Origin of the sequence: Thauera aromatica (assembly GCF_023093595.1) — a bacterium.
In the GTDB taxonomy this organism is placed as follows: Bacteria; Pseudomonadota; Gammaproteobacteria; order Burkholderiales; family Rhodocyclaceae; genus Thauera; species Thauera aromatica_A.
Window position 1 is genome coordinate 108,641 of the sequence record NZ_JALLIK010000109.1, and the last position, 25,795, is coordinate 134,435.

Sequence of the window (25,795 nt, forward strand, 5' to 3'; positions counted from 1 at the left end):
GCGGCGGTCCGATCCTACCCCTGGACGGAGCCTATAATCGGCCTCCGACATTCACCCCAAGACACAAGGAGAAACCGTGGAGCGTCGTTCCTTCCTCAAGAAAGCCGGTGCCGGCCTTGCCGCCGGTGCGACTGCAGGCATGGCCTCGACCGCCGTGTCCGCCGCGCCTGCCGTGCATACCGGCCTGCCCGAAATCAAGTGGCGGATGACCTCGAGCTTCCCGAAGAGCATCGACACCCTGTTCGGCAGCGCCGAAATGCTCGCCAACCGCGTGCGCGAGATCACCGGCGGCAAGTTCGACATCCGCATCCACGCCCCGGGCGAGATCGTCCCCGCGCTGATGGCGCTCGACGCGGTGCAGCAGAACACGGTCGAAATGTGCCACACCTGCTCCTACTACTACGTCGGCAAGGACAAGGCTTTCGGCTTCGGCACCGCCGTGCCCTTCGGCCTCAACGCGCGCCAGATGGACGCCTGGATCATTGCCGGCAATGGTCAGCAGCTGCTCGACGAGTTCTATGCCAACTACAACCTCTACTCCTTCCTCGGCGGCAACACCGGGGTGCAGATGGGCGGCTGGTACCGCAAGCAGATCCACACCGTGGACGACATCAAGGGGCTGAAGATCCGCATCGCCGGCCTCGGTGGCGAAATCCTCTCACGCATGGGAGCGGTGCCGCAGCAACTCGGCGGCGGCGATATCTACACTTCATTGGAAAAGGGCACGATCGACGCTGCCGAATGGGTCGCCCCCTACGACGATGAAAAGCTCGGCCTGTACAAGGTGGCGCCTTACTACTATTCGCCGGGCTGGTGGGAGCCGGGTCCGGTGGTGCATTTCTTCGTCAACCGCGGGGAATGGGACAAGCTGCCGAAGGAATACCAGGCGGCCTTCCGCGCCGCCTCGCGCGAAGCTCACATCCTGATGACATCGACTTACGACCACAAGAACCCCCAGGCCCTCGCCCGCCTGCTCGGTCAGGGCGTGAAGCTGCAGGGCTTCTCCACCGAGATCATGAAGAAGGCCTACGACGTATCGCGCGAGCTGTACGCCGAGGAAGCGGCGAAGAACCCCGCGTGGGCGAAGATCTACGCCGACTTCGACAAATACCGCAAGTCGCAGAACGCCTGGTTCGGCGTCGCCGAAGCCGGCTTCGACCGCTTCATGCAGTCGGTGCGTTAACCGCGCGCCCGTCCGCAAGCCACGCCCGCCGTATCGACGAGACCCCTGCGGGGGTCTCGCCGTTTCCGCGGCGTCGCCCTCCACGCACGAACGGGCCGACATTCCGCAAGAGGCCACATCGCCATGAACGACAATTCCGCCTGCCGCATCTGCCTGGTCCGCCACGGCGAAACGGCCTGGAATACCGAACGCCGGCTGCAGGGCCATATCGACGTCCCGCTCAACGGCACCGGCCTCGCCCAAGCCGAAGCCGCCGCACGCCATCTCGCCGGGCAGGGCTTCGCCGCGCTCTACAGCAGCGATCTGCAGCGCGCGCACCAGACCGCAGCCGCGATCGGGCGCCCCCATGGGCTCGACGCCGAACCCGAGCACAGATTGCGGGAACGTCATTACGGGCTCTTCCAGGGGCTCACTTACGAAGAAGCCGAACACCGCCACCCCGAGCTTTATCGCCGCTTCAAGGCACGCGAAACCACCCTCGCCTTCCCGGAGGGCGGCGAGAGCCTGCGCGACTTCGCCGACCGGGTGCGGGCGGCACTGACCGACATCGCCCTGCGCCACCGTGGCGAGCAGGTGCTGGTCGTCACCCATGGCGGCGTGCTCGACATCACCCACCGCCTCGCCACCGGCACGGCGCTCGCCTCACCGCGCAACTTCCCGATTCCCAACGCCGCCCTGAACTGGATCGAGTACCAGAGCAGCGCCTGGCGCCTGCTCGCGTGGGCGGACGAAAGCCATCTGCAGGAAACACTCGACGAATTGCCGGACGCCTGAAAAGCGCCCCGGATCATGACGAACGCAACGAAAATAAGGGTTTTCCGCGGTTTTCGCCACCCACCCCAAGCTCCCTATAATCGCGCCGTTCATTCAAACACCCCGGAAGGAGACACAATGGAACGCCGCAAATTCCTCCAAGGCGCCGGTATGGCCGGCATTCTCGCCGCAGGCACCGCCCCGGCGATCGTGCATGCCCAGCAGCAGATCCGCTGGCGCCTGGCTTCGAGCTTTCCGAAATCGCTCGATACCCTGTATGGCGGCGCCGTAACCTTCGCCAAGAACGTCAGTGAGGCCACCGGCGGCAAGTTCGAAGTCAGCGTGCATGCGGCAGGCGAACTCGTGCCGGCCTTCGGCGTCGTCGATGCGCTGCAGCAGGACACCATCGAGTGCGCCCACACTGCGCCGTACTATTTCTTCGGCAAGGACGAATCTTTCGCTCTCGACTGCGCCATCCCGTTCGGCATGAACGCACGCCAGATGCAGGCCTGGATGCACCACGGCAACGGCCTGAAGCTGCTGCGCGAGTTCTACGCCCAGTTCAACATCGTCAACTTCGTGATGGGCAACTCCGGCGCCCAGATGGGCGGCTGGTACCGCAAGGAGATCAACTCGGTCAAGGATCTGGAAGGCCTCAAGATCCGCATCGGCGGCTTTGCCGGCCGCGTCATCACCAAGCTCGGCGCGGTGCCGCAGAACATTCCCGCGGGCGAAATCTACCAGGCGCTGGAAAAGGGAACGGTGGATGCGGCGGAGTGGATCGGCCCCTACGACGACCTGCGTCTGGGCCTGCACAAGGTGGCGAAGAACTACTACTACCCGGCGTGGTGGGAAGGCAGCACGCAGTTCTCGCTGCTGGTCAACGCCAAGGCATTCAACGGTCTGTCGAAAGAATATCAGGCGATCGTGCGCCAGGCCGCCTCCGACGCTCACATCGACGTCATCGCACGCTACGACGCGCACAACCCGAGCTCGCTCAAGCAACTCATCGCCGAAGGGGCGAAACTGCAGCGACTGCCCAAGGACGTCATGGACGCTGCGTTCAAGGCCTCGCGCGAGGTCTATGCTGACCTGAACGGCAAGAACCCGAACTGGAAGAAGATCTACGGCGACTACTCGCGCTTCCTCGCCGACGCTTACCAGTGGGAAGGGGTCGCCGAAGGCAGCTACAACCAGTACATGTCAGCGCAGAAGCTATAATCCGGTCAGGCGCCCGGCCACTTCGGCCGCAGTTCGGTCCTACTTCGGCCGGGCGCCTGCCGACCATTTGCAGACGATTCTGGCACCATCCCCTTGCCGAGCGCGCGTCACGATCCGCTCGGCTTTTTTGTGCTCTTTCAGTTCCAGGTAACTCCAATGGGAACGCTCCTCGGTCTCTCCCGCATCATCGACGCTGTCAGCCATCTGATCGGAAAATCGGTGATCTGGCTCATTCTCGCCGCGACGCTGATCAGTGCCGGAAATGCGGTCGCACGCAAGGCCTTCAACATCGGCTCGAACGCCTTTCTCGAAATCCAGTGGTACCTGTTCGCCGCCGTATTCATGCTCGGCGCGGGCTACGCCTTCCTGCAAAACGCCCATGTACGCATCGACGTCATCGCCAACAAGCTCGGCAGCCGGATGCGCAACCTGGTCGACGTCATCGGCATCATCGTCTTCCTGTTGCCGCTGTGCTATTTCATGATCACCTATTCATGGCCGGTAGTGGCCGGCGCCTATGCCTCCGGCGAGATGTCCTCCAACGCCGGCGGACTGATTCGCTGGCCCGTCTACGCCCTCGTTCCGGCCGGCTTCGCCCTGCTCGCGCTGCAATCGGTCTCCGAGCTGATCAAGCGTATCGCCTTCCTGCGCAACCTCGGCCCCGACAGCATCGCCCATGACGGGCACAACGACGCGGAGGACCATATCCACGCCACCCTCGGCGATGCCTCTTCGAACAACGCCGCCGACGAGCCCAAGAAATGATCGAATTCGTTACCGCTAATATCGCCCCAATCATGTTCGGGGTCGTCGTCTTCTTCCTTCTGTCCGGATTTCCAGTCGCTTTCTCGCTCGCATCCTGCGGCCTGTTCTTCGGCTTCATCGGCCTCGAGCTCGACATCATTCCCGCTACGCTGTTCCAGGCCTTGCCGCTGCGGGTGTTCGGCATCATGCAGAACGATACCCTGCTGGCGATCCCGTTCTTCACCCTGATGGGCCTGATCCTCGAACGCAGCGGCATGGCCGAGGACCTGCTCGAGACGGTCGGCCAGGTGTTCGGTCCGATCCGCGGCGGCCTCGCCCTGGCCGTCATCTTCGTCGGCGCGCTGCTGGCGGCGACGACCGGCGTGGTCGCCGCCTCGGTGATCTCGATGGGCCTGATCTCGCTGCCGATCATGCTGCGCTACGGCTACAGCCGCCCGATCGCGACCGGCGTGATCACTGCTTCCGGCACCCTCGCCCAGGCCATTCCGCCCTCGCTGGTGCTGATCGTCATGGCCGACCAGCTCGGGCGCAGCGTCGGCGACATGTACAAGGGCGCGATGATTCCGGCACTGGCCCTGGTCGCGCTCTACGCCCTGCTCGTCATCGGCCTGGCGATCTTCAGGCCGAAAATGGTGCCCGCATTGCCGCCGGAAGCGCTGAGCTACCGCGAACCGAACGGAAACTCCGGGCTGCGCTCGCTTGGCGTACTGGCGCTCCTGGTCACCACGGTCTCGGTCGCACTCGGGCAAAACTACGGGGCAGTACTGGGGTATCTGAACGGACACGACAGCCCCACGCCGCCGCTCGACGAAACGATCGTCGTCGCGCTGACCTTCGGCACCTTCCTTGCATTGGCGCTGGCCATCATCAACCGCCTGTTCAAGCTCGGCCTGCTATCGCGCATCGCCGAGCGTGTGACCTTCGTACTGATCCCCCCGCTCGCACTGATCTTTCTCGTACTCGGCACCATCTTCCTCGGCGTTGCGACCCCGACCGAAGGCGGCGCGATGGGTGCGACCGGTGCGCTGATCATGGCGTCGATGCGCCGCCGCCTCGATTTCAAGACCCTGATCCAGGGCCTCGAATCGACCGCACGGCTGTCGATCTTCGTGATGTTCATCCTCATCGGTTCGACCGTCTTCAGCTTCATCTTCACCGCGGTGGATGGCCAGATCTGGGTCGAACACCTGTTCGACAAGCTACCCGGCGGCCAGCTTGGCTTCCTGCTGTTCGTCAACGTGGTGATCTTCTTCCTCGGCTTCTTCCTCGATTTCTTCGAGATCGCCTTCATCCTGCTGCCGCTGCTGGCGCCGGTCGCGGAAAAGCTCGGGATCGACCTGATCTGGTTCGGCGTGATCATCGCCCTGAACCTGCAGACCTCGTTCCTGACGCCCCCGTTCGGGTTCGCCCTGTTCTATCTGCGCAGCGTCGCGCCGGGCGCATCCTACCTCGACCGCATCACCAACAAGCGCATCGAGGGCATCAAGACGACCGACATCTATCGCGGCTCGATCGTGTTCGTGCTCATCCAGCTCTTCATGGTCGCCCTCGTCATCGCCTTTCCGCAGCTGGTTACCGGCGGGCTCGATGAAAAGGCCGCGGTCGACCTGGACACCATCCAGATCGAACTGCCCACCGGCGACGGCTGGGGCAAGGAAAAGGGCGACGGCTGGTAAGCCGGCATCCCTCCCGACGAGGCGCACATCCGGCGGATGTGCGCCTTTTTTTGCGCAGCGCCGCACGTGCTAAACTTCACCCTCGAAATCAACCCTTTCCGAGTTCGCCTCCATGTTCTCCGCGCAAGACACCCTCGCCAAGGTCGATCCCGAACTGTGGTCCGCCGTTCAGGCCGAAAACCGCCGTCAGGAAGATCACATCGAGCTGATCGCCTCTGAAAACTACGTCTCCCATGCGGTAATGGAAGCCCAGGGCTCCCAGCTCACCAACAAGTATGCCGAGGGGTATCCGGGCAAGCGCTACTACGGCGGCTGCGAACATGTCGACGTCGCCGAGCAGCTCGCCATCGACCGTCTGAAGGCGCTGTTCGGCGCCGAGGCTGCCAACGTCCAGCCGAACTCCGGCTCACAGGCCAACCAGGCAGTGTTGATGGCCTTCGCCAAGCCCGGCGACACGATCATGGGGATGAGCCTGGCCGAAGGCGGCCACCTCACCCACGGCATGCCGCTGAACATGTCGGGCAAGTGGTTCAACGTCGTCGCCTACGGCCTCGACGACAAGGAAGAGATCGACTACGCGGCGATGGAGCGCCTGGCCCGCGAGCACAAGCCCAAGATCATCATCGCCGGCGCCTCCGCCTACTCGCTGCGCATCGACTTCGAGCGCTTCGCCAAGGTCGCAAAAGACGTGGGCGCGATCTTCTGGGTCGACATGGCGCACTATGCCGGCCTCATCGCCGCCGGCTTCTACCCCAACCCGGTACCGCACGCCGACGTCGTCACCTCGACCACCCACAAGACCCTGCGCGGCCCGCGCGGCGGCATCATCCTGATGAAGGCCGAACACGAGAAGGCGCTCAACTCGGCGATTTTCCCCGGCCTGCAGGGCGGCCCCCTGATGCACGTGATCGCCGCCAAGGCGGTCGCCTTCAAGGAAGCGGCTTCGCCCGAGTTCCGCAACTATCAGGAACAAGTCATCGCCAACGCCCGGGTGATGGCGCGCGTGCTCGGCGAGGAGCGCGGGCTGCGGATCATCTCCGGACGCACCGAAAGCCATGTCTTCCTCGTCGACCTGCGCCCGAAGAAGATCACCGGCAAGGCCGCCGAAGCAGTGCTCGGCAGCGCCCACATCACGGTCAACAAAAACTCGATTCCGAACGACCCGGAAAAGCCCTTCGTCACCTCGGGCATCCGGATCGGCTCGCCGGCGATGACCACCCGCGGCTTCACCGAAATCGAGGCCGAGAAGATCGCCCACCTGATCGCCGACGTGCTCGATGCGCCGGAAGACCCCGCGGTGATCGAACGCGTGCGCGGCCAAGTCGCCGCACTGTGCGCGAAATTCCCGGTATACGGCAAGTAAGCCGCCCGCCGGGGCGGGCCGCGGACTGGCCCGCCCCGCTCGCGATGCCCCTCCGGCCATGAAATGCCCCTTCTGTGGCGACCCCAATACCCAGGTCACCGACACCCGCGAGAACGAGGACGGTGACGTCGTCCGCCGCCGCCGGCGCTGCGTAAAGTGCGACAAGCGCTTCACCACCTACGAGCGCATCGACCTCAAGATGCCGCACATCGTCAAGCGTAACGGCAACCGCAGTGAGTTCGACCATGCCAAGCTTGCCGGCAGCATGAAGCTGGCGCTGCGCAAGCGCCCGGTGACGATGGAGGCGATCGAGGCCGCGGTCGATCGCATCGAGGCGAAGCTGCTGTCGCTGGGTGAGCAGGAAGTTCCCAGCGAGAAGGTCGGCGAGCTGGTGATGAAGGAGCTGAAGAAGCTCGACAAGGTGGCCTACATCCGCTTCGCCTCGGTGTATCGCAACTTCGCCGACGTGGACGAATTCTCCGAAGTGATCCGCGAGGTGCAGGCACGGCCGCGCCGCAACCGCGGCCCGCAGACCTCCGCCCCGTCCGAAGATGACCTTTTCGGCAACTGACCATGGTGCGATGGCGCGCGCGCTCGCCCTGGCAGCGCGCGGGCTGGAGACCACCGCGCCCAACCCGCGGGTGGGCTGCGTGCTGGTTCGGGACGGAGAAATCGTCGGCGAAGGCTGGCATCGGCGCGCCGGCGAAGCGCACGCCGAAATCCATGCCCTGGAGCAGGCCGGCGAGCGCGCCCGCGGCGCGACCGCCTACGTGACGCTGGAGCCCTGCTCCCACTTCGGCCGCACACCGCCTTGCGCCGATGCGCTCATCGCGGCCGGAGTCGCCCGCGTGGTGGCGGCGATGGAAGACCCCAATCCGCTGGTCGCCGGGCGCGGCATGGCGCGCCTGCGCGCCGCGGGCATCGTCACCGCGCACGGCTTGATGGAAACCGAGGCCCACGAGCTCAATATCGGGTTCGTTTCGCGCATGACCCGGGGCCGGCCCTGGCTGCGCCTGAAAGCAGCCGCCACCCTCGATGGCAAGACTGCGCTCAACAACGGCGTCAGCCAGTGGATCACCGGCCCCGATGCGCGGCGTGACGGCCACCGCTGGCGCGCACGCGCCTGCGCCGTCCTTACCGGCATCGGCACGGTGCGCGCGGACGACCCTCGGCTCAGCGTGCGCGATGTGCCCTGCGAGCGTCAGCCGCTGCGGGTTCTGATCGACGCCCGCCTCGACGTTTCGACCAAGGCGCGCATCGTCAACGGCGAACCGATCCTGATCGCAACGGCGTGCGAAGATCGCGCGCGCAGCGCCCCCCTGCTCGAGCTCGGGCACCAGGTCGTGATCCTGCCCGATGCTGCCGGCAAGGTCGCACTGCCCGCGCTGATGCGCGAACTGGGGCGACGCGGCCTGAACGAAGTCCACGCCGAAGCCGGCTTCAGGCTCAACGGTTCACTGCTGCGCGAAGGCTGTGTGGACGAACTGCTGCTCTACCTCGCGCCGATGCTGGCCGGCGATGCGGCGCGGGGGCTGTTCAACCTGCCCGAGCTGCACACACTCCAGGCCGCGACGCGGCTGGAAGTCCGCGACCTGCGCATGATCGGTGCCGATCTGCGCCTGATCGCGCGCCTGCGCTCCTCCACCTGAGGTGGTCTTCAGCGCAGGCTGCCGCCGCACACGGCGCAACCCGGGTCCCGCCCGAAGGCGACGCTGCGCCACTCCATCGACAGGCCATCGAGCAGCAGCAGTCGGCCATCGAGCGACTTGCCACAGCCCATGATCAGCTTCAATGCCTCGGCGGCCTGGGTGGTGCCGATCATGCCGACAATGGGCGCGAACACCCCCATCACCGCGCAGCGTACCTCCTCGAGGTCTTCGGCTTCCGGAAACAGACAGTGGTAGCAGGCGCTCTCGGGCCTGCGCAGATCGAACACCGAAACCTGGCCGTCGAAACGGATCGCGGCTCCGGACACGAGCGGCTTGCGGCGATGCACGCAGGCGCGATTGACCGCATGCCGGGTGGCGAAATTGTCGCTGCAGTCGAGGACGACGTCGGCCGCGGCGACCTGCTCGTCGAGCGTGCGGCCTTCCAGCCGCGCCTGCAGCGGCTCGATCCGGGTCAACGGGTTCAGGCGATGGAGCGTGGCACGGGCCGACTCGACCTTGGGCGCGCCGATCATCGCGGCCGAATGCATGATCTGGCGCTGCAGGTTGGTCAGATCCACCGTGTCATGGTCGGCGATCGCGATCGTGCCCACACCGCCCGCTGCCAGATACATCGCCGCGGGCGACCCCAGCCCGCCCGCCCCCACGATCAGGACACGCGCTTCGAGCAGCGCCTGCTGCCCTTCGACGCCGATTTCGGGCAACAGGATATGCCGGCTGTAGCGCAGGAGCTGATCGTCGTCCATGGAGTCTTATTTGTATTCGCGCAGATCGGGAGGGGTGTCGTCGTGATCGCCGTGGATATGGTGATTCCAGGCCTGGATGTAGACTTCGTTGGACTGCTTGATCAGGCGCTCGGGCGAAAGCAGGGTGTGACGCTGGGTTTCTTCGGAAAAATAGACCAACGCGCGGGCGAGACGGACATAGAGCGAGTTCTCGAGCACGAACCCGGCCTCGCGCAGCGCGTCCTCGAGCGCTTCGAGCGAGTATTCGAGCACCGAGTAGCGCACGACCAAGGTCAGCGGGTCGGCGCCATGTTCGACTTCGAGCCCTTTCAGCAGGCGCAAGGCGATCCACGCCCGCTCGATCTGCCCCGGCGGCGCCGGACTGAACCGGATCTCCCGCTCCTTGACGATACCGGCGCCATGGATGGGATGGTCGTGATGCCTGCCAGCCAGCTTGTAGGCGGTTTCCCGACGCATCATGCCCCTCTCTTTGCGGTCATTCCGCGATTTTGCCCGAAACGACCGGAAGCCCCTTGAGGTGATTGAGCGCCTGGCGCAGCTGATGATCGTTCTCCCCGGCCAATTCGAAGCGGGCCGGCTCGTCGTCCTCGTCACCGGCCGCCGGGCGGGGCTGCGCGGCGGCGGCCTTGCGCTCGGCCTCCGGATCCTTGTCGTTGCCCAGGTGGCCCTGCAGGTCGGCCTCGCGCACGCGACGGCTGGAGCCGTTGGCGCTTTCCTCGACGACGATGTCGGGCTCGATCCCCTTGGCCTGGATCGAGCGCCCGCTGGGCGTGTAGTAACGTGCGGTGGTGAGCTTGATCGCCGTGCTGTTGTTGAGCGGGAGGATGGTCTGCACCGATCCCTTGCCGAAGGTCTGCGTCCCCATCACCGCCGCCCGCTTGTGATCCTGCAGCGCCCCGGCGACGATTTCCGACGCCGAAGCCGAGCCGGCATTGACCAGCACCACCATCGGCACCTCCTTTGCGCTCGCGGGCAGGCGGCGGAGGAAGTCGTCGCGCGTCCCGCGCAGGTAATCGACCGCGCTCGCACGGTATTCGCGCTTGGCGTCTTCGGTGCGGCCATCGGTCGACACTACCAGCGTATCGGCGGGCAGGAAGGCCGCGGCGACCCCGACGGCACCGTGCAGCAGGCCGCCGGGGTCGTTGCGCAAATCGAGCACCAAGCCCTGCAGCGGGCCTTCGCCCGCGAGCTTGGTGAAGTGGTCGACCACCGATGCTACGGTGTTTTCCTGGAACTGGGCCACGCGCAGGTAAGCGTAACCGGGCTCGATCATTTTCGAGCGCACGCTCTGGACCTTGATGACTTCGCGGGTCAGTGTGATCACGATCGGACGCGTCTCGCCCTTGCGCATGATCGTCAGCGTGATGTCGGTGCGCGGCTTGCCGCGCATGCGCTTGACCGCGTCGCTCAGGCTCATGCCCTTGACCGGAGTGTCGTCGAGCTTGACGATCAGATCTCCCGCCTTCACCCCTGCACGGAAGGCCGGCGTGTCCTCGATCGGCGAGATCACCTTGACGAAACCGTCTTCCATGCCGACTTCGATGCCCAGCCCGCCGAACTCGCCCTGAGTGCCCACCTGCAGATCCTTGAACGCCTCGGCGTCGAGATAGGCCGAATGCGGGTCCAGCCCGGACAACATGCCGCTGATCGAGTCGGTGATCAGCTTCTTGTCTTCCACCGGCTCGACATAGCCCTGCTTGATCGCGTTGAACACGTCGGCATAGGCGCGCAACTCCTCCACAGGCAGGGGGGCCGGGGTACTGCGGTCCGCATTGGCGGAAAAATTGAGGCTGATCATGATTCCGGCGAACACGCCGGTCATCACGAGACCGAACTGCTTCAGCTTGCTGCGCATGAGAACTCCATTGATCCACCGGCTGCCGTGCCGGCAATGCCCCCAGGCTAGTCGAGGCGCACCCATTTCATCGGGTCCTGCGGCTGTCCCTGATGGCGTATTTCGAAGTATAAACCCGATTCCCCGCCGCCTCCTTCGCTGCCCACGCGGGCAATCGTATCCCCGCCACCGACCTCCTCGCCGACCTCCCCCAGCAAAGCGTCGTTGTTGCCGTAGATCGACAGGTAGTCACCACCGTGGTCGATGATGATCAGATTTCCATAGCCACGCAGCCAGTCGGAAAACACGATCTCGCCCCCGGCGACCGCGCGCACATCGGTACCCGTAGCCGCCCGGATGAAAACCCCCTTCCACGTCGTACCACCTTCGGCCCTTGGAGCACCGAAGCGGCCGACGAGTTCACCCCGTACCGGAAAACGCAACTGGCCGCGCAACTGGGAGAAGCGCACCCCGGTGGGCGTAGGACCGGCAGCGCTGCGCGCTTCGCCCACCACCGCTTCGCCCCGGCGCGCGGGCGGTGCCGACCCGACGGGCGCACGCGCCTGACCCGCCCGTTCCCCGGCGGCACGCTGCTCGGCCGCCCTGCGCGCGGCCAACTGACGCGCAGCGTCACGTGCCGCCGCCTCGCGGGCGCGTTGCACGAGCGCATCGATCACCTTGGCGAGGCGCTGTTCGTCCTGGCGCAGCGTACCGACCTGGCGCTTTTGCGCCTGCAGTTCGTCGGCAATGGCGGCCAGCGCCTGTGTGCGCTCGAGTTGCACCGATTCCAGCTCGGCACGCCGCGCGCGCTGCTCGCCGGCGAGCGCCAGCATGCGGTCGCGATGGGAGCGGAGTTCTTCGCGCTGGCGCTCAAGTCCGGTCAGATCGGCGCGCAAGGACTCGATCACCGCAAGGCGGGCACGGCCCAGGTGCTCGAGATAGTGAGCGTCGCGCGCGAGCTGGTTGGGGTCGCGGGCGGAAAGCAAGGGGGCAACACCATCGGCCGCCCCGTGCACGTAGTAGCGCCGCAGCCACTGCGCCAGTTCGTCCTGGCGCGCATCGATGCGCGCCTCGCTGTCGCGCTGCGCGGCCTCGAGCCGGACCAGCCGCTGTTCCGCGTCCTTGCGCTCGGTTTCGAGCGCAAGGAGCTGACGCGTCACGCGCGACACCGCGCGCTCGGCCTCGGCCACGGCTACGGCCGCGGACGAACGCCGGGACTCGGTGCGCGCCATATCCTGCTGGAGGTCGTCAATGCGCTTTTTGAGTTCGTTCAAGCCCTGGCGGCGCTCGGCGATCTCGCCCCCTTCCTGGGCGCTGGCCGGCAATGCCGAACCCGCGCCGACCAGTACGAGGCCGAACACGAGAATCCCCCGCCGCCATCGATCCAGCATGAACCCCACCCCCGGCCGACGGGCGCTCAGCCCCTGCCCCGGCGGATCGCCATCGCCTCGGCGAGGTCCCGTCCGCCAATCCCGGCGGAACGGAATCCCCGGCGCGCCCGCTCCCGGATCGATTCACCGCGACGAAACAGAACGATCTTGTACATGAAGCGCCATTCCAGTCAGAGGGGCAGTACGCACCGAGCGTACCGGCCCCGAAAGCGTCCGCGGGCGCGGATGCGGCCATGCGCATCCGCAGAACGCAATATTTTATACTATCGCCTTTGCCCGCACCGGCCTCCACTGTGAACAACGACGACAACTTCGCGCTCATCGGCAAGCACGAGCACATCGAGACCGCCGCGCGCGCGCTCAAAGCGATCGCTCACCCGCTGCGCCTGAAGATCCTGTGCGTGCTGGGCGAGGGCGAAGTCTGCGTCCAGGACATCGTCGATGCGGTCGGCACCTCGCAGAGCAACATCTCCCAACACCTCGCCATCCTGCGCGACAAGGGTGTACTGCAGACCCGCAAGGACGCCAACCGCGTCTACTATCGGGTCGGCGACCAGCGCACGCTCCAGCTCATCGTCCTGATGCGCGAAGTGTTCTGCGGCGCCGATGCGGACTGAAACCGATTCCCCCTGATTCCAACCCTTAACCCGGAGCACATCCTTTCGTGGAATTCCTGCAACAGAACTGGTACTGGGCCGCCCTCGCGGGCGCCAGCGGCGCCTGGCTGATGGTCGATCTGATCCGCAACCGCGGCGACAAGAGCCAGCTCTCGCCGGTCGAGGCGACCCTGCTGATCAACCGCGAAGATGCCATCATCATCGACATACGTGATTCGGCCGAATACGCCCAGGGCCATGTCCCCAACGCCCGCCACATTCCTGCGGGCGAACTGGCCCGTCGCAGCAGCGAACTGGAAAAGTGGAAGAACCAGCCGCTGATCCTGTGCTGCGCCACCGGTGCGCGCTCCAGCACGGCACTCGAAACCCTTCGCAAGGCCGGCTTCGACAAGCTCTACAACCTGCGCGGCGGCATGATGGAATGGCAGAAGGCCGGCCAGCCGATCAGCCGCAAGAGGAAATGAGCATGGCTCCGCCGATCCGCATGTACGTCACCGCTACCTGCCCTTATTGCATCCGTGCCGAACAACTCCTGCTGGACAAGGGCGTGGCCGACCTGGACAAGATCCGGGTCGATCTCGAACCCGCCCGGCGCGATGAAATGACCACCCTCAGCGGGCGGCGGACGGTTCCCCAGATCTTCATTGGCGACTACCATGTCGGGGGATGCGACGATCTTTACGCGCTGGAACGTACCGGCCGGCTCGATCCGCTGCTGCGCGGCGAACCGGCCTGAACCGCCCCCGGCCCGATCGCTCCCGCGCCGTCCCGCCTTCCGGCAGCCATCGTCGCGGGCGGCGCCCGTCCTTCCACCTTTCCACCCCTCCACCGATTTCCACTCTTACTGGCTTTCCTTCCATGTCCGAAAACACCCAACCCGTATTCTCGATCGAAAAGCTCTACGTCAAGGACCTCTCGCTCGAAGTGCCGGGCGCGCCGCAGATCTTTCTCGAACGCGAAGCTCCCCAGGTCAACGTCCAGTTGCGCACCGCAGGGCAGGCGGTCGATGAAGGCGTCTACGAAGTCACCCTGACCGTCACCGTGACCGCGCAGATCGGCGAAGAGCGCACCCTGTTCCTGGTCGAGGTCGCCCAGGCCGGCATTTTCCAGATCCGCAACATTCCCGAAGCCGACCTCGAGCCGGTGATGATGATCGGCTGCCCGAACATCCTCTTCCCCTACGCCCGCGAAGCCATCTCCGACGCTGTCACCCGCGCCGGCTTCCAGCCGGTGCTGCTGTCCCCGGTGAATTTCGAATCGCTCTACCAGGCCCAAAGCCAGCAGGCGGCCGCACACGCCGCCGGCGAAGTGCCGATCCAGTAAGCCCACGCTCATGAACAGCGCCCATCGCCCCTCGGTAACGAAGCTGGCCGCCCCCCCTGCGCTCGCCCTCGTCCTGCTGGGCGCCCCCGCCGGTCCGCTCTTCGCCCAGGGCATCGAGTACCTCTCCGCCGGCACGGCCACCGTGCTCCGGGACGCCCCTTCGCCGCAAAGCCGGGCGCTGTTCATGTTGCGGCCGGGCACGCCGGTCGAAATCGTCGTCGCCCAGGACGGCTGGCTGCGGGTGCGAGAATCCGGCGGCACGCTGAGCTGGGTCGAACGAAGCGCTCTCAGCACGCGCCGCACCGTGATGATCACGGTCGAGCGTGCGACCATTCGCCGCGCCCCCCGCGAAGATGCCCCGCCGAGCTTCGAAGCGGTGCGCAACGTCGTCCTCGAACTGCTCGGGCCGCCTGCGCTGGGCTGGGCCCCGGTGCGTCATGCCGACGGCCTCGAAGGCTTCGTGCGCGCCGCCGAGGTATGGGGCCTGTGAGCTGCAACATCACGGTATTCGGCGCCGGCGCCTGGGGGACCGCCCTCGCCCAGGCCCTGTCCACCGCCCACGCGGTCAAGCTGTGGGGGCGAGATCGCCGCCACCTGGACGAGATCGCACGCACCCGCGAAAACCGTCGCTATCTACCCGACATACGACTGGACAACGCCCTGGCACTCGAGGCCGACTTCACCGCGGCAGCCCGGGGGGCGGACCTGCACCTTGTCGTCACCCCGCTTTCCGGCCTGCGCGACACCGCACGCCGGCTGCGCGAGCAGTCCCCGGGCACGCCGCTGCTCTGGGCATGCAAGGGCTTCGAAGCCGGTAGCGGCCTCCTGCCGCACGAGGTCGCCGCCGCAGAACTCGGCGGCGACGCACCCTGCGGCGTGCTCACCGGGCCGAGCTTCGCCGCCGAAGTCGCCCGCGGCCTGCCAGCCGCCATCACGCTTGCCGCCAGCGACGCGGCATTCGCCCACCACTGGGTCAACGTGCTGCACCAGCCGCGCCTGCGCCTCTACGCCAATACCGACCTGGTCGGCTGCGAAATCGGCGGCGCAGTGAAAAACGTCATGGCGATCGCGGCCGGCGTGTCCGACGGCATGGGCTTCGGTCTCAACGCCCGCGCCGCCCTGATCACCCGCGGCCTGGCCGAAATCGCCCGCCTCGCCGAAGCGCTCGGCGGGCGCAGCGAAACCCTGATGGGGCTGGCCGGCATGGGCGACCTGATCCTAACCTGCACCGGCGACCTGTCGCGCAACCGCCGCGTCGGCCTTGCACTGGCCGAAGGCAAAAGCCTGGGCGACATCCTGCGCGAACTCGGCCATGTCGCCGAAGGAGTCTCGACCGCCCGCGAAGTGGTGCGCCAGGCGCGCCGCCACGGCGTCGAAATGCCGATCTGCGAGGCGATCGATGCACTCCTGCACCATGGCCTGAGTGCGCGCAGCGCAGTCGAGCAGCTACTCGCCCGCGACCCCCGCCACGAATGACCGATGCCGGGCTACAGCCCGGCTGCGCCGGCGAAACCGTGCTGGCGCCAGGCTTCGTAGACCACCACCGCCACCGCATTCGACAGGTTCACGCTGCGATTGGTAGGGCGCATCGGAATGCGCAAGCACATCTCGGGGGCAAAGGTCCGGAGCACGTCCCCGGGCAGGCCGCGGCTTTCCGGTCCGAACAGCAGCGCATCCCCTTCGCGGTAATCGACCGCATCATGGCGCCGACGGCCGCGGGTGGTGAGCGCGAACATGCGCCGCCCGGCCAGCGCCTCGCGGCAGTGGCCCCAGTCCGGATGGACGGTGACGCAGGTCAGGTCGTGATAATCCAGTCCGGCCCGGGCAAGCTGCTTGTCCGACAGGTCGAAGCCGAGCGGCGCCACGAGGTGGAGCCTGGAACCGGTGTTCGCCGCGAGGCGGATGATGTTGCCGGTGTTGGGGGGGATTTCGGGCTGGTACAGGACGATTTCGAACATCTGGAAAACAGGCGGGCTCCGTCGCCCCCGTGCCGGATGCATGACCGGCGCGGGAAAGACAGGAAGCGGGTGGAGGAAGGCGGCGCGCCACCGCGATGGCGGCGCGCCGTGCGCGACTGTACCGCAGCAGATCGTGCTCAGTAAGGGGCAGGCGTGCGCGCGACCACCAGGTTGCCCACCCAGGCCGCCCCCTGCCGCTTCAGGCAGCGGGCGAGCGCATCCAGGGTCGCACCGGTGGTCATCACGTCATCGACGACGATCACCCGCCGCCCGCCCAGTTCGGCATTGCATGCGAATGCGCCGTGCGGGTTGCGCAGGCGCGCTTCGCGCCCGAGGCCGGCCTGGGCAGGAAGGTTGCGGGTCTTGCCGACCAGCGAAAGCGCCAGCGGCAGGCCACGCGCGCACGCGAACGGTCGCGCAAGTTCCACCGCCTGGTTGAAGCCGCGCTCGGCCAGACGCCGCGGGTGGAGAGGCATCGGCAGGACGAGATCGGCGCTCGCGCCAAAATCCCCCGCTCTCGCCACCAGCTCGGCGGCGAAGAACCCCGACAGCGCCAGCCGGTGGCGATACTTGAGCGCATGCACCATCGCATCGACCGGAAAGGCGAAGTCATACAGCGCACGCGTCGCATCGTAAGCCGGCCCCTCGCGCAGGCAGGTGCCGCAGGGGCCATCGCCGAGTGCCGGCAGCGCGCACTGCGGGCAGGCCGTGCCGGGCCGTCGCGGCAGGGCGGCGGCGCACGCCGCGCACAGCGCCGCGCGCCCCGCCTCGTCGCCACACACGAAGCATTCCTGCGGCACCGTGAAGTCGGCAAGGCGCGACAGCAGCAGGGGAATCCGGCGCACGGCGTTTGACAACATTTCAGGGGATGGAAGAACATGTGGGCTCCGTAATTACAGCCCGGAACGCCTGAAATGACAATGACTTCTGCCGCCCTCGACCGCCAGCCCCCGGCAGCCCCTGCAACCGCCGAGCGCAAGCGGTGGACCGTTGCCGCAGTGCAGGCCCTGTTCGAGCAGCCCTTCTTCGATCTCGTATATCGCGCCCAGCAAGTACACCGCGAGCATTTCGATCCCCACGCGATCCAGCGCTCCACCCTGCTGTCGATCAAGACCGGCGGCTGCTCGGAAGATTGCGGCTACTGTTCCCAGTCGGCGCGCCACGACACCGGCCTCGAGCGCGAACGCCTGATGGCGCTTGAGCAGGTGCTGGACAACGCCCGCGCCGCCAAGGCCCGGGGGGCGACCCGGTTCTGCATGGGTGCCGCCTGGCGCGGACCGAAGGACAAGGAGCTCGAACCGGTGCTGGAAATGGTGCGCGAGGTCAAGAAGCTCGGCCTGCAGACCTGCGTCACCTTGGGCATGCTCAAGGACGGCCAGGCCGAGCAGCTTGCCCAAGCCGGGCTCGACTACTACAACCACAACCTCGACACCGCGCCCGACTTCTACGGCCAGGTGATCACCACCCACACTCTGCAGGATCGTCTCGACACCCTCGACAAGGTGCGCGGCGTCGGCATCAACGTCTGCAGCGGCGGCATCGTCGGCATGGGCGAGAGCCGCCCCCAGCGCGCCGCGCTGATCGCCCAGCTTGCCAACCTGCCGACCCCGCCCGAATCGGTGCCGATCAACAACCTGGTGCAGATTCCCGGCACGCCGCTGGCGGGCGCCGGCCAGCTCGACCCGTTCGAGTTCGTACGCACCATCGCCGCGGCCCGCATCACCATGCCGCGAAGCTTCGTGCGTCTGTCCGCCGGCCGAGAACAGATGAGCGACGAATTGCAGGCGTTGTGCTTCATGGCCGGCGCCAACTCGATGTTCTACGGCGAGCGCCTGCTCACCACCGACAACCCCGACGCCGATCGCGACGACCGCCTGTTCGAGCGCCTCGGCCTGCGCGCGGTCTGAATCCCGCGACGATGCACGAAGAGCACGCCCCGCACCACTCCGGCAGCAGTTTCAGTCTCGACCGGGCCCTGCTGCGGCGGCGCTTCGAACGCGCTGCCGCAGCCGACGACGACACCGAGCTGCTGGCACGCGAGATCGCCCGGCGCATGGATGAGCGCCTCGATTACATCCGCGTCGCCCCCGGGCGCGTTCTCGACCTCGGCTGCGGCACCGGTGCCGACCTGGCGCGACTGGCCCGGCGCTTCCCCGAGGCGATGCTCCTCGCCGCCGATTTCGCCCCGGCAATGGTCGCACGCGCCAAAACCCGCCCATGCCCCGCGGCGCGGCGGTCCGGCCTGCTGCGCCGCCTGCTCGGCGGAGGGCGCGAAGCCCCACCCGGCCTCGTCGCCGATGCCACCGCACTGCCGCTGGCGCGCGCCAGCCTCGGCCTGGTGTGGTCCAACCTGATGCTGCCGGCACTCGACGACCCGCTACCGGCATTCAGGGAAATCCACCGCGTACTGGAAGTCGGCGGGCTGCTGATGTTTTCCACGCTCGGCCCGGACACTTTGCGCGAGTTGCGCGCCGCCCTGCCCGCACACGCGGGCGAGCGGGTGCACCGTTTCATCGACATGCACGACCTTGGCGACGCACTGGTCGCGGCCGGCTTTTCCGACCCGGTCATGGACATGGAAATGCTCACCTTGACCTACACCGGGCTCGACGAGCTACTCCACGACCTGCGCACCAGCGGCGCCGGCAACGCCGCGCGCAACCGCCCGCGCGGACTATCGGGGCGCGACGGATGGGCGCAGGCGCGCGCCGCCTACGACCGGCTGCGCCGCGACGGCCGCCTGCCGGCCACCTTCGAGATCATCCAGGGCCATGCTTGGAAAGCCGCACCGAAGACCACCGAAGACGGCCGCAGCATCGTGCGCTTCCAGCCGCGTCCCGCTTCGCGGAATGCGGACGCCTGAAATCCCTCTTCCCGCAACCGTCCCCGCCTGCGCCGCACATTTTCTGCGTTGCCCTGCTCCCGCTCCAGCGCCCCTCATGCCTTCCTCTCCCGTCTGGCTGTTCGACCTCGACAACACCTTGCACGACGCCAGCCCGCACATCTTTCCGCACATCAACCGCAGCATGACGGCCTACCTCGAGCGCCACCTCGGCCTCGCCCCGGAAGAGGCCAGCGCGCTGCGCAGCCATTACTGGCGACGCTACGGCGCCACCCTGCTCGGCCTGATACGCCACCACGGCACCGACCCGGATCATTTCCTCCTCGAAACCCACCGTTTCGAGCGCCTGCACGAGATGGTCGTGTTCGAGCGCGCGCTACGCGCGATGCTGCGCTGCCTGCCCGGGCGCAAGATCGTGTTTTCCAACGCCCCCCGGCACTACGCCGAGGCGGTGCTGGAAATCATGGGAGTACGCCGGCTGTTCGAAGAGGTGGTCGGCATCGAAGGCCTGGGCTACCACCCCAAGCCTGGCATCCACGCCTACCGCAGGCTGCTGCACGAGCGGCGCCTGAACCCGGCGCGCTGCGTGATGCTCGAGGATTCGGCCGCAAACCTGCGCACCGCCAAGCGCCTCGGGATGCGCACGGTGCTGGTCGGCCGCGGGCTGGGCAAACCGGCCTACGTGGATGTGAAAATCGCCTCGATCCTGGACCTGCGCGGCCAGCTCGGCCGCCTCGGGCGGTAGCGCAGGAAGAGGCCTCTTCGGGCGAGGCCGGAGCGCCTGCGCAGACGCTGCCGGAAACCGACCGTGGGGCGCCGGGCGGGCACCGCAATTCCTGCCGCTCAGTACCTGCCGCTCAGGCGCCCGCCTTGAGCCAACCGGCCGCGTCGAGAGCATAGTAGGTCAGGATGCCGTCGGCCCCGGCGCGCTTGAACGAGAGCAAGGCCTCCAGCACACAGGCCCGTTCATCCAGCCAGCCGTTGGCGGCCGCGGCCTTGAGCATCGCGTACTCGCCGCTGACCTGATAAACGTAAGTGGGCACTTCGAGCTCGCGCTTGACCCGGCGCACGATGTCGAGGTACGGCATCCCCGGCTTGACCATGAACATGTCCGCGCCCTCGGCGATGTCGAGGGCGACTTCGCGGATCGCCTCATCACTGTTGGCCGGGTCCATCTGGTAAGTGTACTTATTGCCCTTGCCCAGATTACCGGCCGAGCCCACGGCGTCGCGGAAAGGCCCGTAGAAACTCGATGCGTATTTCGCCGAGTAGGCCAGGATGCGGGTATGGATGTGGCCGGCGCGATCGAGTTCGGTGCGGATACGCCCGACGCGCCCGTCCATCATGTCCGACGGCGCGACCACGTCGGCGCCGGCGCCGGCATGGCACAAGGCCTGCTTCGCCAGCGCTTCCAGGGTCTCGTCGTTCATCACGTAGCCGCGCGGATCGTCCGCATCGATCAGGCCGTCCTGGCCATGGCTGGTGTAGGGGTCAAGGGCGACGTCGGTGATCACCCCCAGTTCGGGAAAGCGCGCCTTGAGCGCCTGCACCGTGCGCGGCACCAGGCCGTCCGGGTTCCAGGCCTCTTCCGCGCCGGGACTCTTGCCGCCTGCATCGATGACCGGAAACAACGCCAGCGCCGGCACCCCGAGCGCAAGCGCGCGCTCGGCCAGGTGCAGCAGCCGGTCGATGGAGACGCGCTCGACACCGGGCATCGAGGGCACGGCTTCGACACGCCCCTCCCCCTCGAGTACGAACGCCGGGTAGATCAGATCGTCTGCGCTAAGCACGTGCTCACGCATCAGACGGCGGGAAAAATCATCGCGCCGCATACGCCGCATGCGGATCGCGGGAAAGGCTCCGGTGGGTCGCATCATCGTCTCGTGTATCGGTTGGAAACCGGCCAGCGGGCCGTCGACTGCCTGTGGCGGCTGCGACTGCGATTCGATTACGGTCCGATGCATCGCGCCGCCGGCGGGCGAAACAAGCAGAAACGCTTTTCGCCCGGAACTTTCGGCAAACCAAGTCTATCTTATTAATCGGATGGCTCCGCCCCCCCGGCCGAGCCGTCTCCCGCTTCACCTCCCTGAGCGGGCGCCTCACGCCCGGTGAGGCTTTTTCGGCCCCCGACTACATCCCCTCGTCGGGGGTCTTTGTTTTCTTGTCCACCGATGCTGCGAGCGCTTGGCTCGGGCTTTTCCCTGGCGGGAGCGCACCGCGCTCGACCCTGGCAAGCGCCTCGCTCTGCGCGGCCACGGCGCCACCGCCGAGCCAGCCGCCGATGACACGTTCGGCCTCCTCCACACCGCTTTTCTTCAAGCTGGAAAACAGCTGGACGGTGATCTGCCCCCCGAGCGGGGCGAGCTCCCGGCGCACGTCCTGAAGAACGGCCGCCGCGGGGCCGCGGGAGAGTTTGTCGCTCTTGGTCAGCAGCACGTGGATCGGGCGCCCGGAAGGGGCGAACCAGTCGATCAGCTGGCGGTCCAGCGTCGTCAACGGTCGGCGCGAATCCATGATCAGGACCAGGCCGACCAGGCTCTCGCGTTTTTTGAGATAGACCTCGATCAGCGCCTGCCATTCGCGGCGGATCTTTTCCGGTACGGCCGCATAGCCGTAGCCGGGCAGGTCGACGAGCAGAGCGCCATTGTTGAGGCGGAAGAAATTGATTAGCTGGGTGCGGCCCGGAGTCTTCGATACGAACGCCAACCGCACATGCCCGACCAGCGTATTGATCGCGCTCGATTTGCCGGCGTTGGAACGTCCGGCGAAAGCGATTTCGGCTCCCGAGGGCGGGGGCAGGCCGGAAGGCTTGGCGATCGAGATTTCGAATTGTGCGTTGCGGAACAAAGGCATGAAAGGAAGGCCGGGAAGGCCGATGGCTGCGGGAGAGCCGGCATCGCGTCGCGCAAGGCCGCTGGGATGGGATAGAATACCGCGTTTGAAACAATCACTCACGGCTTTCCGAGGACACCATGATCAAGCGTTCCCTGCTGCTCTCGTCGCTGCTGCTGCTTTCTGGCAGCCTTCAGGCCCAGGACCCGGCTTCCGAGCTCGCCAAGGCGAAACAGACCGCTGAAACGCTCTGCGCCGCCTGTCACGGTGCGGACGGCAACAGCCAGCTCCCGGCCAACCCGAAGCTCGCGGGCCAGCACCAGGACTACCTGTTCAAGCAGCTGCGCGAGTTCAAGGGCTGGGACGGCGCCGCGCCGGTGCGCGAGAACGCGGTCATGTCGGCGATGGTCGCCGGCCTTGAAGAAAACGACATGCGCGCGCTGGCGAGCTACTTCGCCTCCTTTGAACAACAGCCCGAAGCGGCGAAGAGCATGGAAACGGCCGAACTGGGCCAGCAGATCTGGCGCGCCGGCATCGCCGCCAAGGGGGTCCCCGCCTGCGCCGCCTGCCACGGTCCCGCCGGCGCCGGCATGCCGGCCCAATACCCCCGCCTGTCAGGCCAGTTCGCCGAATACACCGAAGCCCAGATGAAGGCGTTCCGCGACGGGGCCCGTCAAAACGATCCGAACAGCATGATGCGCACGGTCGCCCTGAAAATGACCGATCCGGAAATCAAGGCCGTCGCCGATTACGCCGCCGGACTGCGCTGAGCGCCGTACACCGCACCCACCCCCGGGGGCGGGTGCCGACCGGCCGCCATTTTCCGGACTCCTGCCCATGACCCAAGCTTCTTCCGGCAGCGCCGACAGCCGCAACTTCCTCGGCGTCGCAGAGGCCCGCGCAGCGATCCTCGACGGGCTTTCGCCGATCTCCGGCTGGGAGCGTGTCGCGGTGCGCGCCGCGCTCGGCCGCGTGCTCGCCGAGGACGTGATCGCTCCCTACAACGTCCCCGCCCACGACAACTCGGCGATGGACGGCTACGCGGTGCGCGCCCAGGACCTCGCCGCCTCCACCGAGACGAGCCTGGCAATCGTCGGCACCGCCTTCGCCGGGCGGCCGTTCTCCGGCATCGTCGGCGCCGGGCAGGCGGTGCGGATCATGACCGGCGCCTCGATTCCGCAGGGCGCCGACACCGTCGTCGTCCAGGAAGTGGCGCGCCGCGAACACGACCGCGTGTTCATTCCCACCGGACAGAAGAAAGGGCAGAACCTGCGCCGCGCCGGCGAAGACCTCGCCCAAGGCGGGGTCGCCCTCGCCGCCGGAACCCGCTGCGGCCCGGCCGAACTCGGCCTGATCGCCTCGCTCGGGATCGCCGAAGCCGCCGTCCGCCGGCCGCTGCGCGTCGCCTTCTTCTCCACCGGCGACGAGATCGCTTCCATCGGCCGTCCGCTCGGCCCCGGCGAAGTCTACGACAGCAACCGCTATACCCTCTTCGGCGCCCTCTCGCGGCTCGGTTGCGAGCTCCTCGACATGGGCGTCGTTCCCGACCGCCCCGAGGCGCTCGAGGCCGCCTTCCGCGACGCCGCGCTGACGGCCGACGTCGTCATCACCAGCGGCGGAGTCTCGGTGGGCGAAGCCGACTTCATCCGCCAGATGATGGCGCGCCTGGGCGAAGTGGCGTTCTGGAAGCTGGCGATCAAGCCCGGCCGACCGATGGCGTTCGGTCGCATCGGCGGCGCCGTGCTGTTCGGCCTGCCGGGCAACCCGGTGGCAGTGATGGTCACCTTCTATCAGTTCGTGCACGATGCCCTGCTCAAGCTGATGGGGGTCAGCCCGCTGCCGCCGGCCGAGCGCTTCCCGGCGCGCGCCGACTTCAGCCTGCGCAAGCAGCCCGGCCGCACCGAGTACCTGCGCGGACGCCTGCAGCGCGCCCCCGGCGCCCTGTCCGTGGCACTCGCCGGCGCCCAAGGCTCGGGCGTGCTGAGTTCGATGTCGGAAGCCGACTGCTTCGTCGTGCTGCCGGAAGACTGCACCGCGGTGCAGCCCGGCGACACGGTTCTCGTTCAGCCTTTCCACGGCCTGATGTAACAAATGCCGGCCGCAGCCCGCAGGGGCACACTCCCATGACTCAGGACGAACTCAAGAAAGCTGCGGCGCTCGCTGCGCTCGATTACATCGTGGAAGGCAGTATCGTCGGGGTCGGCACCGGCTCCACGGTGAACCACTTCATCGACGGCCTCGCCGGCCTCCGCAGCCGGATCCGTGGCGCCGTCTCCAGTTCCGAAGCCAGCTCGCAGCGCCTCGCCGCCCACGGCATCGACGTGTTCGACCTCAACGGCATCGAATCGCTACCGGTCTACGTGGATGGCGCAGACGAGATCGACCACGGCTTCGCCATGATCAAGGGCGGCGGCGGCGCACTGACGCGCGAGAAGATCGTCGCCGCGGTGTCCGAACGCTTCGTCTGCATCTGCGATGCGAGCAAGCGCGTCGACGTCCTTGGCCGCTTTCCGCTGCCGGTCGAAGTCATCCCGATGGCGAGCACCCACGTCGCCCGCGAACTGCGCCGGCTCGGCGGCGAGCCGAAGCTGCGCGAAGGCTTCGTCACCGACAACGGCAACCGGATCCTCGACGTCCACGGCCTGTCGATCACCGACCCGGTGGCACTGGAGGCGCGCATCAACCAGATCGTCGGGGTGGTCACCAACGGCCTCTTCGCCGAACGCGGCGCCGACGTACTGCTGCTCGCCGGCGGGGGCGGAGTGGAACGGCTGGAGCGCGATCCGGCGCGCTAACCGCACGCCTCCGCGACGGACGGCGGGCAGGCGACGAGAAGCGCGCAACAAAAGCTTAACAATCCTCTGTTAGCCTGCAAGCCCTCCCGACTGGACTCCTGGCAACAATGACGGAACACACGCTGAAGCAGTTCGACATCGACCTCGACAGGATCCGCCGCGGCGTCCTGCAGATGGGCGGCATGGTCGAAGCCCAGTTCACGAAAGCGCTGGAAGGATTGCGCAGCGGCGACATGGCCTCGATCGAAGCGGCGATCGAGGCCGACAAATCGGTCAACCTCGAGCAGATCCGGCTCGACGACGCCTGCACTCACATCATTGCCAAGCATCAGCCGACCGCCCGCGACCTGCGCCTGCTGCTGACGGTCATCAAGACCGTATCCGACCTCGAGCGCGTCGGCGACGAAGCCAAGAAGATCGCCAAAGCGGCCCGACGCCTGCACGCGAACGACACCACCTCTCCCCCGAAAGTCGGACTCAGCCACGCGACCCAGCTGGCGCTCGAGATGCTGCGCTCCGCACTCGACGGCTTCGCCCGCGGCGACGCCGGCGAGATCGATGCAATCCGGCTCAAGGACACCGAAGTCGACAGCGATTTCAAGGGCATCACGCGCCAGCTGATCACCTACATGGTGGAGGATCCGCGCACCATCACCAGCAGCCTGGAGCTGCTGTTCATCGCCAAGGCGATCGAGCGCATCGGAGACCATGCGCTGAACATCGCCGAACATGTGGTCTATATGGTGAGCGGCGAAGACGTGCGCTTCACCAAAGCCCAGGCCAGCGGGATGAACGGCACGGAAGCCCGCCCGTAGCTGCACCATCCCGG

The 25,795-nt window shown here is 66.9% G+C and carries 30 protein-coding genes; 21 read left to right on the forward strand and 9 right to left on the reverse strand.

Annotated elements, in window-relative coordinates:
• Positions 1-76 precede the first annotated feature (76 nt).
• The 8 genes from MXC99_RS15075 (at position 77) to ribD (ending at position 8,610) form a co-directional block, all read left to right on the forward strand.
• Complete coding sequence (locus MXC99_RS15075) at positions 77-1,183, forward strand: TRAP transporter substrate-binding protein (RefSeq protein ID WP_107221414.1); 1,107 nt, start codon at positions 77-79, stop codon at positions 1,181-1,183.
• Positions 1,184-1,306: 123 nt separating this feature from the next.
• Entirely contained in the window at positions 1,307-1,957 is a 651-nt protein-coding gene (locus tag MXC99_RS15080; RefSeq protein WP_247726231.1) for a histidine phosphatase family protein, read from the forward strand.
• A gap of 117 nt (positions 1,958-2,074) precedes the next feature.
• The gene (locus MXC99_RS15085; RefSeq protein WP_107221416.1) at positions 2,075-3,157 is read left to right on the forward strand and encodes a TRAP transporter substrate-binding protein; all 1,083 of its coding nucleotides are present in this window, start codon (positions 2,075-2,077) and stop codon (positions 3,155-3,157) included.
• Positions 3,158-3,313: 156 nt separating this feature from the next.
• Entirely contained in the window at positions 3,314-3,922 is a 609-nt protein-coding gene (locus MXC99_RS15090; RefSeq protein ID WP_247726232.1) for a TRAP transporter small permease subunit, read from the forward strand.
• Complete coding sequence (locus MXC99_RS15095; RefSeq protein ID WP_247726233.1) at positions 3,919-5,598, forward strand: TRAP transporter large permease; 1,680 nt, start codon at positions 3,919-3,921, stop codon at positions 5,596-5,598. The genes MXC99_RS15090 and MXC99_RS15095 overlap by 4 nt, the downstream gene beginning before the upstream one ends.
• A 112-nt stretch (positions 5,599-5,710) precedes the next feature.
• A complete protein-coding gene (gene glyA / locus MXC99_RS15100) occupies positions 5,711-6,961 on the forward strand; it encodes a serine hydroxymethyltransferase (protein ID WP_247726234.1) in 1,251 nt (416 codons plus the stop codon).
• Positions 6,962-7,019: 58 nt separating this feature from the next.
• Positions 7,020-7,532 carry a transcriptional regulator NrdR gene (gene nrdR / locus MXC99_RS15105; RefSeq protein ID WP_247726235.1) on the forward strand — a complete coding sequence of 171 codons (513 nt, stop codon included), beginning with the start codon at positions 7,020-7,022 and terminating at the stop codon, positions 7,530-7,532.
• The gene (gene ribD / locus MXC99_RS15110; protein ID WP_247726236.1) at positions 7,513-8,610 is read left to right on the forward strand and encodes a bifunctional diaminohydroxyphosphoribosylaminopyrimidine deaminase/5-amino-6-(5-phosphoribosylamino)uracil reductase RibD; all 1,098 of its coding nucleotides are present in this window, start codon (positions 7,513-7,515) and stop codon (positions 8,608-8,610) included. Before nrdR ends, ribD begins: the two co-directional genes overlap by 20 nt.
• 8 nt (positions 8,611-8,618) lie before the next feature.
• Here ribD and MXC99_RS15115 read toward each other — a convergent pair whose 3' ends face one another.
• From MXC99_RS15115 to MXC99_RS16970, 5 genes are read right to left on the reverse strand one after another with little or no spacing between them, the layout of a single operon-like run.
• Positions 8,619-9,374 (reverse strand): HesA/MoeB/ThiF family protein, encoded by a 756-nt coding sequence (locus MXC99_RS15115; protein ID WP_247726237.1) that lies wholly within the window; start codon positions 9,372-9,374, stop codon positions 8,619-8,621.
• A 6-nt stretch (positions 9,375-9,380) separates the two neighbouring features.
• Positions 9,381-9,830 carry a hypothetical protein gene (locus MXC99_RS15120; RefSeq protein ID WP_247726326.1) on the reverse strand — a complete coding sequence of 150 codons (450 nt, stop codon included), beginning with the start codon at positions 9,828-9,830 and terminating at the stop codon, positions 9,381-9,383.
• Between the two features lie 19 nt (positions 9,831-9,849).
• Positions 9,850-11,229 (reverse strand): S41 family peptidase, encoded by a 1,380-nt coding sequence (locus MXC99_RS15125; RefSeq protein WP_247726238.1) that lies wholly within the window; start codon positions 11,227-11,229, stop codon positions 9,850-9,852.
• A 47-nt stretch (positions 11,230-11,276) separates the two neighbouring features.
• Entirely contained in the window at positions 11,277-12,599 is a 1,323-nt protein-coding gene (locus MXC99_RS15130; RefSeq protein WP_247726239.1) for a murein hydrolase activator EnvC family protein, read from the reverse strand.
• A gap of 26 nt (positions 12,600-12,625) precedes the next feature.
• Positions 12,626-12,754 carry a hypothetical protein gene (locus MXC99_RS16970; RefSeq protein WP_282099850.1) on the reverse strand — a complete coding sequence of 43 codons (129 nt, stop codon included), beginning with the start codon at positions 12,752-12,754 and terminating at the stop codon, positions 12,626-12,628.
• 138 nt (positions 12,755-12,892) lie between these two features.
• Between MXC99_RS16970 and MXC99_RS15135 the strand changes: the two genes are divergently transcribed.
• The 6 genes from MXC99_RS15135 (at position 12,893) to MXC99_RS15160 (ending at position 16,015) form a co-directional block, all read left to right on the forward strand.
• A complete protein-coding gene (locus tag MXC99_RS15135; RefSeq protein ID WP_247726240.1) occupies positions 12,893-13,216 on the forward strand; it encodes an ArsR/SmtB family transcription factor in 324 nt (107 codons plus the stop codon).
• Between the two features lie 47 nt (positions 13,217-13,263).
• Positions 13,264-13,680 carry a rhodanese-like domain-containing protein gene (locus tag MXC99_RS15140; protein WP_247726241.1) on the forward strand — a complete coding sequence of 139 codons (417 nt, stop codon included), beginning with the start codon at positions 13,264-13,266 and terminating at the stop codon, positions 13,678-13,680.
• 2 nt (positions 13,681-13,682) lie between these two features.
• The gene (gene grxC / locus MXC99_RS15145; protein WP_247726242.1) at positions 13,683-13,952 is read left to right on the forward strand and encodes a glutaredoxin 3; all 270 of its coding nucleotides are present in this window, start codon (positions 13,683-13,685) and stop codon (positions 13,950-13,952) included.
• 122 nt (positions 13,953-14,074) lie between these two features.
• Positions 14,075-14,539: a protein-export chaperone SecB gene (gene secB / locus MXC99_RS15150; RefSeq protein ID WP_247726243.1), complete on the forward strand. Its 465-nt coding sequence runs from the start codon at positions 14,075-14,077 to the stop codon at positions 14,537-14,539.
• 10 nt (positions 14,540-14,549) lie between these two features.
• Positions 14,550-15,029, forward strand: coding sequence for an SH3 domain-containing protein (locus tag MXC99_RS15155; RefSeq protein ID WP_247726244.1), 480 nt, complete (start codon positions 14,550-14,552; stop codon positions 15,027-15,029).
• On the forward strand, positions 15,017-16,015 hold the full coding sequence (locus MXC99_RS15160) for an NAD(P)H-dependent glycerol-3-phosphate dehydrogenase (protein ID WP_247726245.1): 999 nt from the start codon (positions 15,017-15,019) through the stop codon (positions 16,013-16,015). The genes MXC99_RS15155 and MXC99_RS15160 overlap by 13 nt, the downstream gene beginning before the upstream one ends.
• An 11-nt stretch (positions 16,016-16,026) precedes the next feature.
• On the opposite strand, the gene MXC99_RS15165 is transcribed toward MXC99_RS15160, so the two are convergent.
• The gene (locus MXC99_RS15165) at positions 16,027-16,497 is read right to left on the reverse strand and encodes a tRNA (cytidine(34)-2'-O)-methyltransferase (RefSeq protein WP_247726246.1); all 471 of its coding nucleotides are present in this window, start codon (positions 16,495-16,497) and stop codon (positions 16,027-16,029) included.
• A 137-nt stretch (positions 16,498-16,634) separates the two neighbouring features.
• Positions 16,635-17,357 (reverse strand): ComF family protein, encoded by a 723-nt coding sequence (locus MXC99_RS15170; protein WP_247726247.1) that lies wholly within the window; start codon positions 17,355-17,357, stop codon positions 16,635-16,637.
• A gap of 54 nt (positions 17,358-17,411) precedes the next feature.
• Between MXC99_RS15170 and bioB the strand changes: the two genes are divergently transcribed.
• The 3 genes from bioB (at position 17,412) to MXC99_RS15185 (ending at position 20,084) form a co-directional block, all read left to right on the forward strand.
• Positions 17,412-18,404, forward strand: a complete 993-nt coding sequence (gene bioB, locus MXC99_RS15175) for a biotin synthase BioB (protein ID WP_247726248.1) — start codon at positions 17,412-17,414, stop codon at positions 18,402-18,404.
• Between the two features lie 11 nt (positions 18,405-18,415).
• A complete protein-coding gene (locus tag MXC99_RS15180; protein ID WP_247726249.1) occupies positions 18,416-19,360 on the forward strand; it encodes a methyltransferase domain-containing protein in 945 nt (314 codons plus the stop codon).
• 76 nt (positions 19,361-19,436) lie between these two features.
• Positions 19,437-20,084 (forward strand): pyrimidine 5'-nucleotidase, encoded by a 648-nt coding sequence (locus MXC99_RS15185; RefSeq protein ID WP_247726250.1) that lies wholly within the window; start codon positions 19,437-19,439, stop codon positions 20,082-20,084.
• A gap of 112 nt (positions 20,085-20,196) precedes the next feature.
• Here the strand turns inward: MXC99_RS15185 and hemB are convergent, their stop codons facing one another.
• The gene (hemB, locus tag MXC99_RS15190; protein WP_247726251.1) at positions 20,197-21,213 is read right to left on the reverse strand and encodes a porphobilinogen synthase; all 1,017 of its coding nucleotides are present in this window, start codon (positions 21,211-21,213) and stop codon (positions 20,197-20,199) included.
• 256 nt (positions 21,214-21,469) lie between these two features.
• On the reverse strand, positions 21,470-22,192 hold the full coding sequence (yihA, locus tag MXC99_RS15195) for a ribosome biogenesis GTP-binding protein YihA/YsxC (protein ID WP_247726252.1): 723 nt from the start codon (positions 22,190-22,192) through the stop codon (positions 21,470-21,472).
• A 119-nt stretch (positions 22,193-22,311) separates the two neighbouring features.
• Here yihA and MXC99_RS15200 point away from each other — a divergent pair, with 119 nt between their 5' ends.
• The 4 genes from MXC99_RS15200 to phoU all read left to right on the forward strand — a co-directional run bounded on the left by MXC99_RS15200 (position 22,312) and on the right by phoU (position 25,781).
• The gene (locus MXC99_RS15200; protein ID WP_247726253.1) at positions 22,312-22,941 is read left to right on the forward strand and encodes a c-type cytochrome; all 630 of its coding nucleotides are present in this window, start codon (positions 22,312-22,314) and stop codon (positions 22,939-22,941) included.
• A gap of 67 nt (positions 22,942-23,008) precedes the next feature.
• A complete protein-coding gene (gene moeA / locus MXC99_RS15205; RefSeq protein ID WP_247726254.1) occupies positions 23,009-24,259 on the forward strand; it encodes a molybdopterin molybdotransferase MoeA in 1,251 nt (416 codons plus the stop codon).
• Positions 24,260-24,294: 35 nt separating this feature from the next.
• The gene (rpiA, locus tag MXC99_RS15210) at positions 24,295-24,966 is read left to right on the forward strand and encodes a ribose-5-phosphate isomerase RpiA (RefSeq protein WP_247726255.1); all 672 of its coding nucleotides are present in this window, start codon (positions 24,295-24,297) and stop codon (positions 24,964-24,966) included.
• A gap of 107 nt (positions 24,967-25,073) precedes the next feature.
• Positions 25,074-25,781 (forward strand): phosphate signaling complex protein PhoU, encoded by a 708-nt coding sequence (gene phoU / locus MXC99_RS15215; protein ID WP_247726256.1) that lies wholly within the window; start codon positions 25,074-25,076, stop codon positions 25,779-25,781.
• Positions 25,782-25,795 lie beyond the last annotated feature (14 nt).

Excerpts from the sequence above, each read along its gene's own strand:
- MXC99_RS15080 (WP_247726231.1), top strand. The coding sequence starts at position 1,307 with ATGAACGACAATTCCGCCTGCCGCATCTGCCTGGTCCGCCACGGCGAA.
- MXC99_RS15085 (WP_107221416.1), top strand. The coding sequence starts at position 2,075 with ATGGAACGCCGCAAATTCCTCCAAGGCGCCGGTATGGCCGGCATTCTC.
- MXC99_RS15090 (WP_247726232.1), top strand. The coding sequence starts at position 3,314 with ATGGGAACGCTCCTCGGTCTCTCCCGCATCATCGACGCTGTCAGCCAT.
- MXC99_RS15095 (WP_247726233.1), top strand. The coding sequence starts at position 3,919 with ATGATCGAATTCGTTACCGCTAATATCGCCCCAATCATGTTCGGGGTC.
- glyA (WP_247726234.1), top strand. The coding sequence starts at position 5,711 with ATGTTCTCCGCGCAAGACACCCTCGCCAAGGTCGATCCCGAACTGTGG.
- nrdR (WP_247726235.1), top strand. The coding sequence starts at position 7,020 with ATGAAATGCCCCTTCTGTGGCGACCCCAATACCCAGGTCACCGACACC.
- ribD (WP_247726236.1), top strand. The coding sequence starts at position 7,513 with ATGACCTTTTCGGCAACTGACCATGGTGCGATGGCGCGCGCGCTCGCC.
- MXC99_RS15115 (WP_247726237.1), bottom strand. The coding sequence starts at position 9,374 with ATGGACGACGATCAGCTCCTGCGCTACAGCCGGCATATCCTGTTGCCC.
- MXC99_RS15120 (WP_247726326.1), bottom strand. The coding sequence starts at position 9,830 with ATGCGTCGGGAAACCGCCTACAAGCTGGCTGGCAGGCATCACGACCAT.
- MXC99_RS15125 (WP_247726238.1), bottom strand. The coding sequence starts at position 11,229 with ATGCGCAGCAAGCTGAAGCAGTTCGGTCTCGTGATGACCGGCGTGTTC.
- MXC99_RS15130 (WP_247726239.1), bottom strand. The coding sequence starts at position 12,599 with ATGCTGGATCGATGGCGGCGGGGGATTCTCGTGTTCGGCCTCGTACTG.
- MXC99_RS16970 (WP_282099850.1), bottom strand. The coding sequence starts at position 12,754 with ATGTACAAGATCGTTCTGTTTCGTCGCGGTGAATCGATCCGGGAGCGG.
- grxC (WP_247726242.1), top strand. The coding sequence starts at position 13,683 with ATGGCTCCGCCGATCCGCATGTACGTCACCGCTACCTGCCCTTATTGC.
- secB (WP_247726243.1), top strand. The coding sequence starts at position 14,075 with ATGTCCGAAAACACCCAACCCGTATTCTCGATCGAAAAGCTCTACGTC.
- MXC99_RS15155 (WP_247726244.1), top strand. The coding sequence starts at position 14,550 with ATGAACAGCGCCCATCGCCCCTCGGTAACGAAGCTGGCCGCCCCCCCT.
- MXC99_RS15160 (WP_247726245.1), top strand. The coding sequence starts at position 15,017 with ATGGGGCCTGTGAGCTGCAACATCACGGTATTCGGCGCCGGCGCCTGG.
- MXC99_RS15165 (WP_247726246.1), bottom strand. The coding sequence starts at position 16,497 with ATGTTCGAAATCGTCCTGTACCAGCCCGAAATCCCCCCCAACACCGGC.
- MXC99_RS15170 (WP_247726247.1), bottom strand. The coding sequence starts at position 17,357 with ATGTTGTCAAACGCCGTGCGCCGGATTCCCCTGCTGCTGTCGCGCCTT.
- bioB (WP_247726248.1), top strand. The coding sequence starts at position 17,412 with ATGACAATGACTTCTGCCGCCCTCGACCGCCAGCCCCCGGCAGCCCCT.
- MXC99_RS15180 (WP_247726249.1), top strand. The coding sequence starts at position 18,416 with ATGCACGAAGAGCACGCCCCGCACCACTCCGGCAGCAGTTTCAGTCTC.
- MXC99_RS15185 (WP_247726250.1), top strand. The coding sequence starts at position 19,437 with ATGCCTTCCTCTCCCGTCTGGCTGTTCGACCTCGACAACACCTTGCAC.
- hemB (WP_247726251.1), bottom strand. The coding sequence starts at position 21,213 with ATGCGACCCACCGGAGCCTTTCCCGCGATCCGCATGCGGCGTATGCGG.
- yihA (WP_247726252.1), bottom strand. The coding sequence starts at position 22,192 with ATGCCTTTGTTCCGCAACGCACAATTCGAAATCTCGATCGCCAAGCCT.
- MXC99_RS15200 (WP_247726253.1), top strand. The coding sequence starts at position 22,312 with ATGATCAAGCGTTCCCTGCTGCTCTCGTCGCTGCTGCTGCTTTCTGGC.
- moeA (WP_247726254.1), top strand. The coding sequence starts at position 23,009 with ATGACCCAAGCTTCTTCCGGCAGCGCCGACAGCCGCAACTTCCTCGGC.
- rpiA (WP_247726255.1), top strand. The coding sequence starts at position 24,295 with ATGACTCAGGACGAACTCAAGAAAGCTGCGGCGCTCGCTGCGCTCGAT.
- phoU (WP_247726256.1), top strand. The coding sequence starts at position 25,074 with ATGACGGAACACACGCTGAAGCAGTTCGACATCGACCTCGACAGGATC.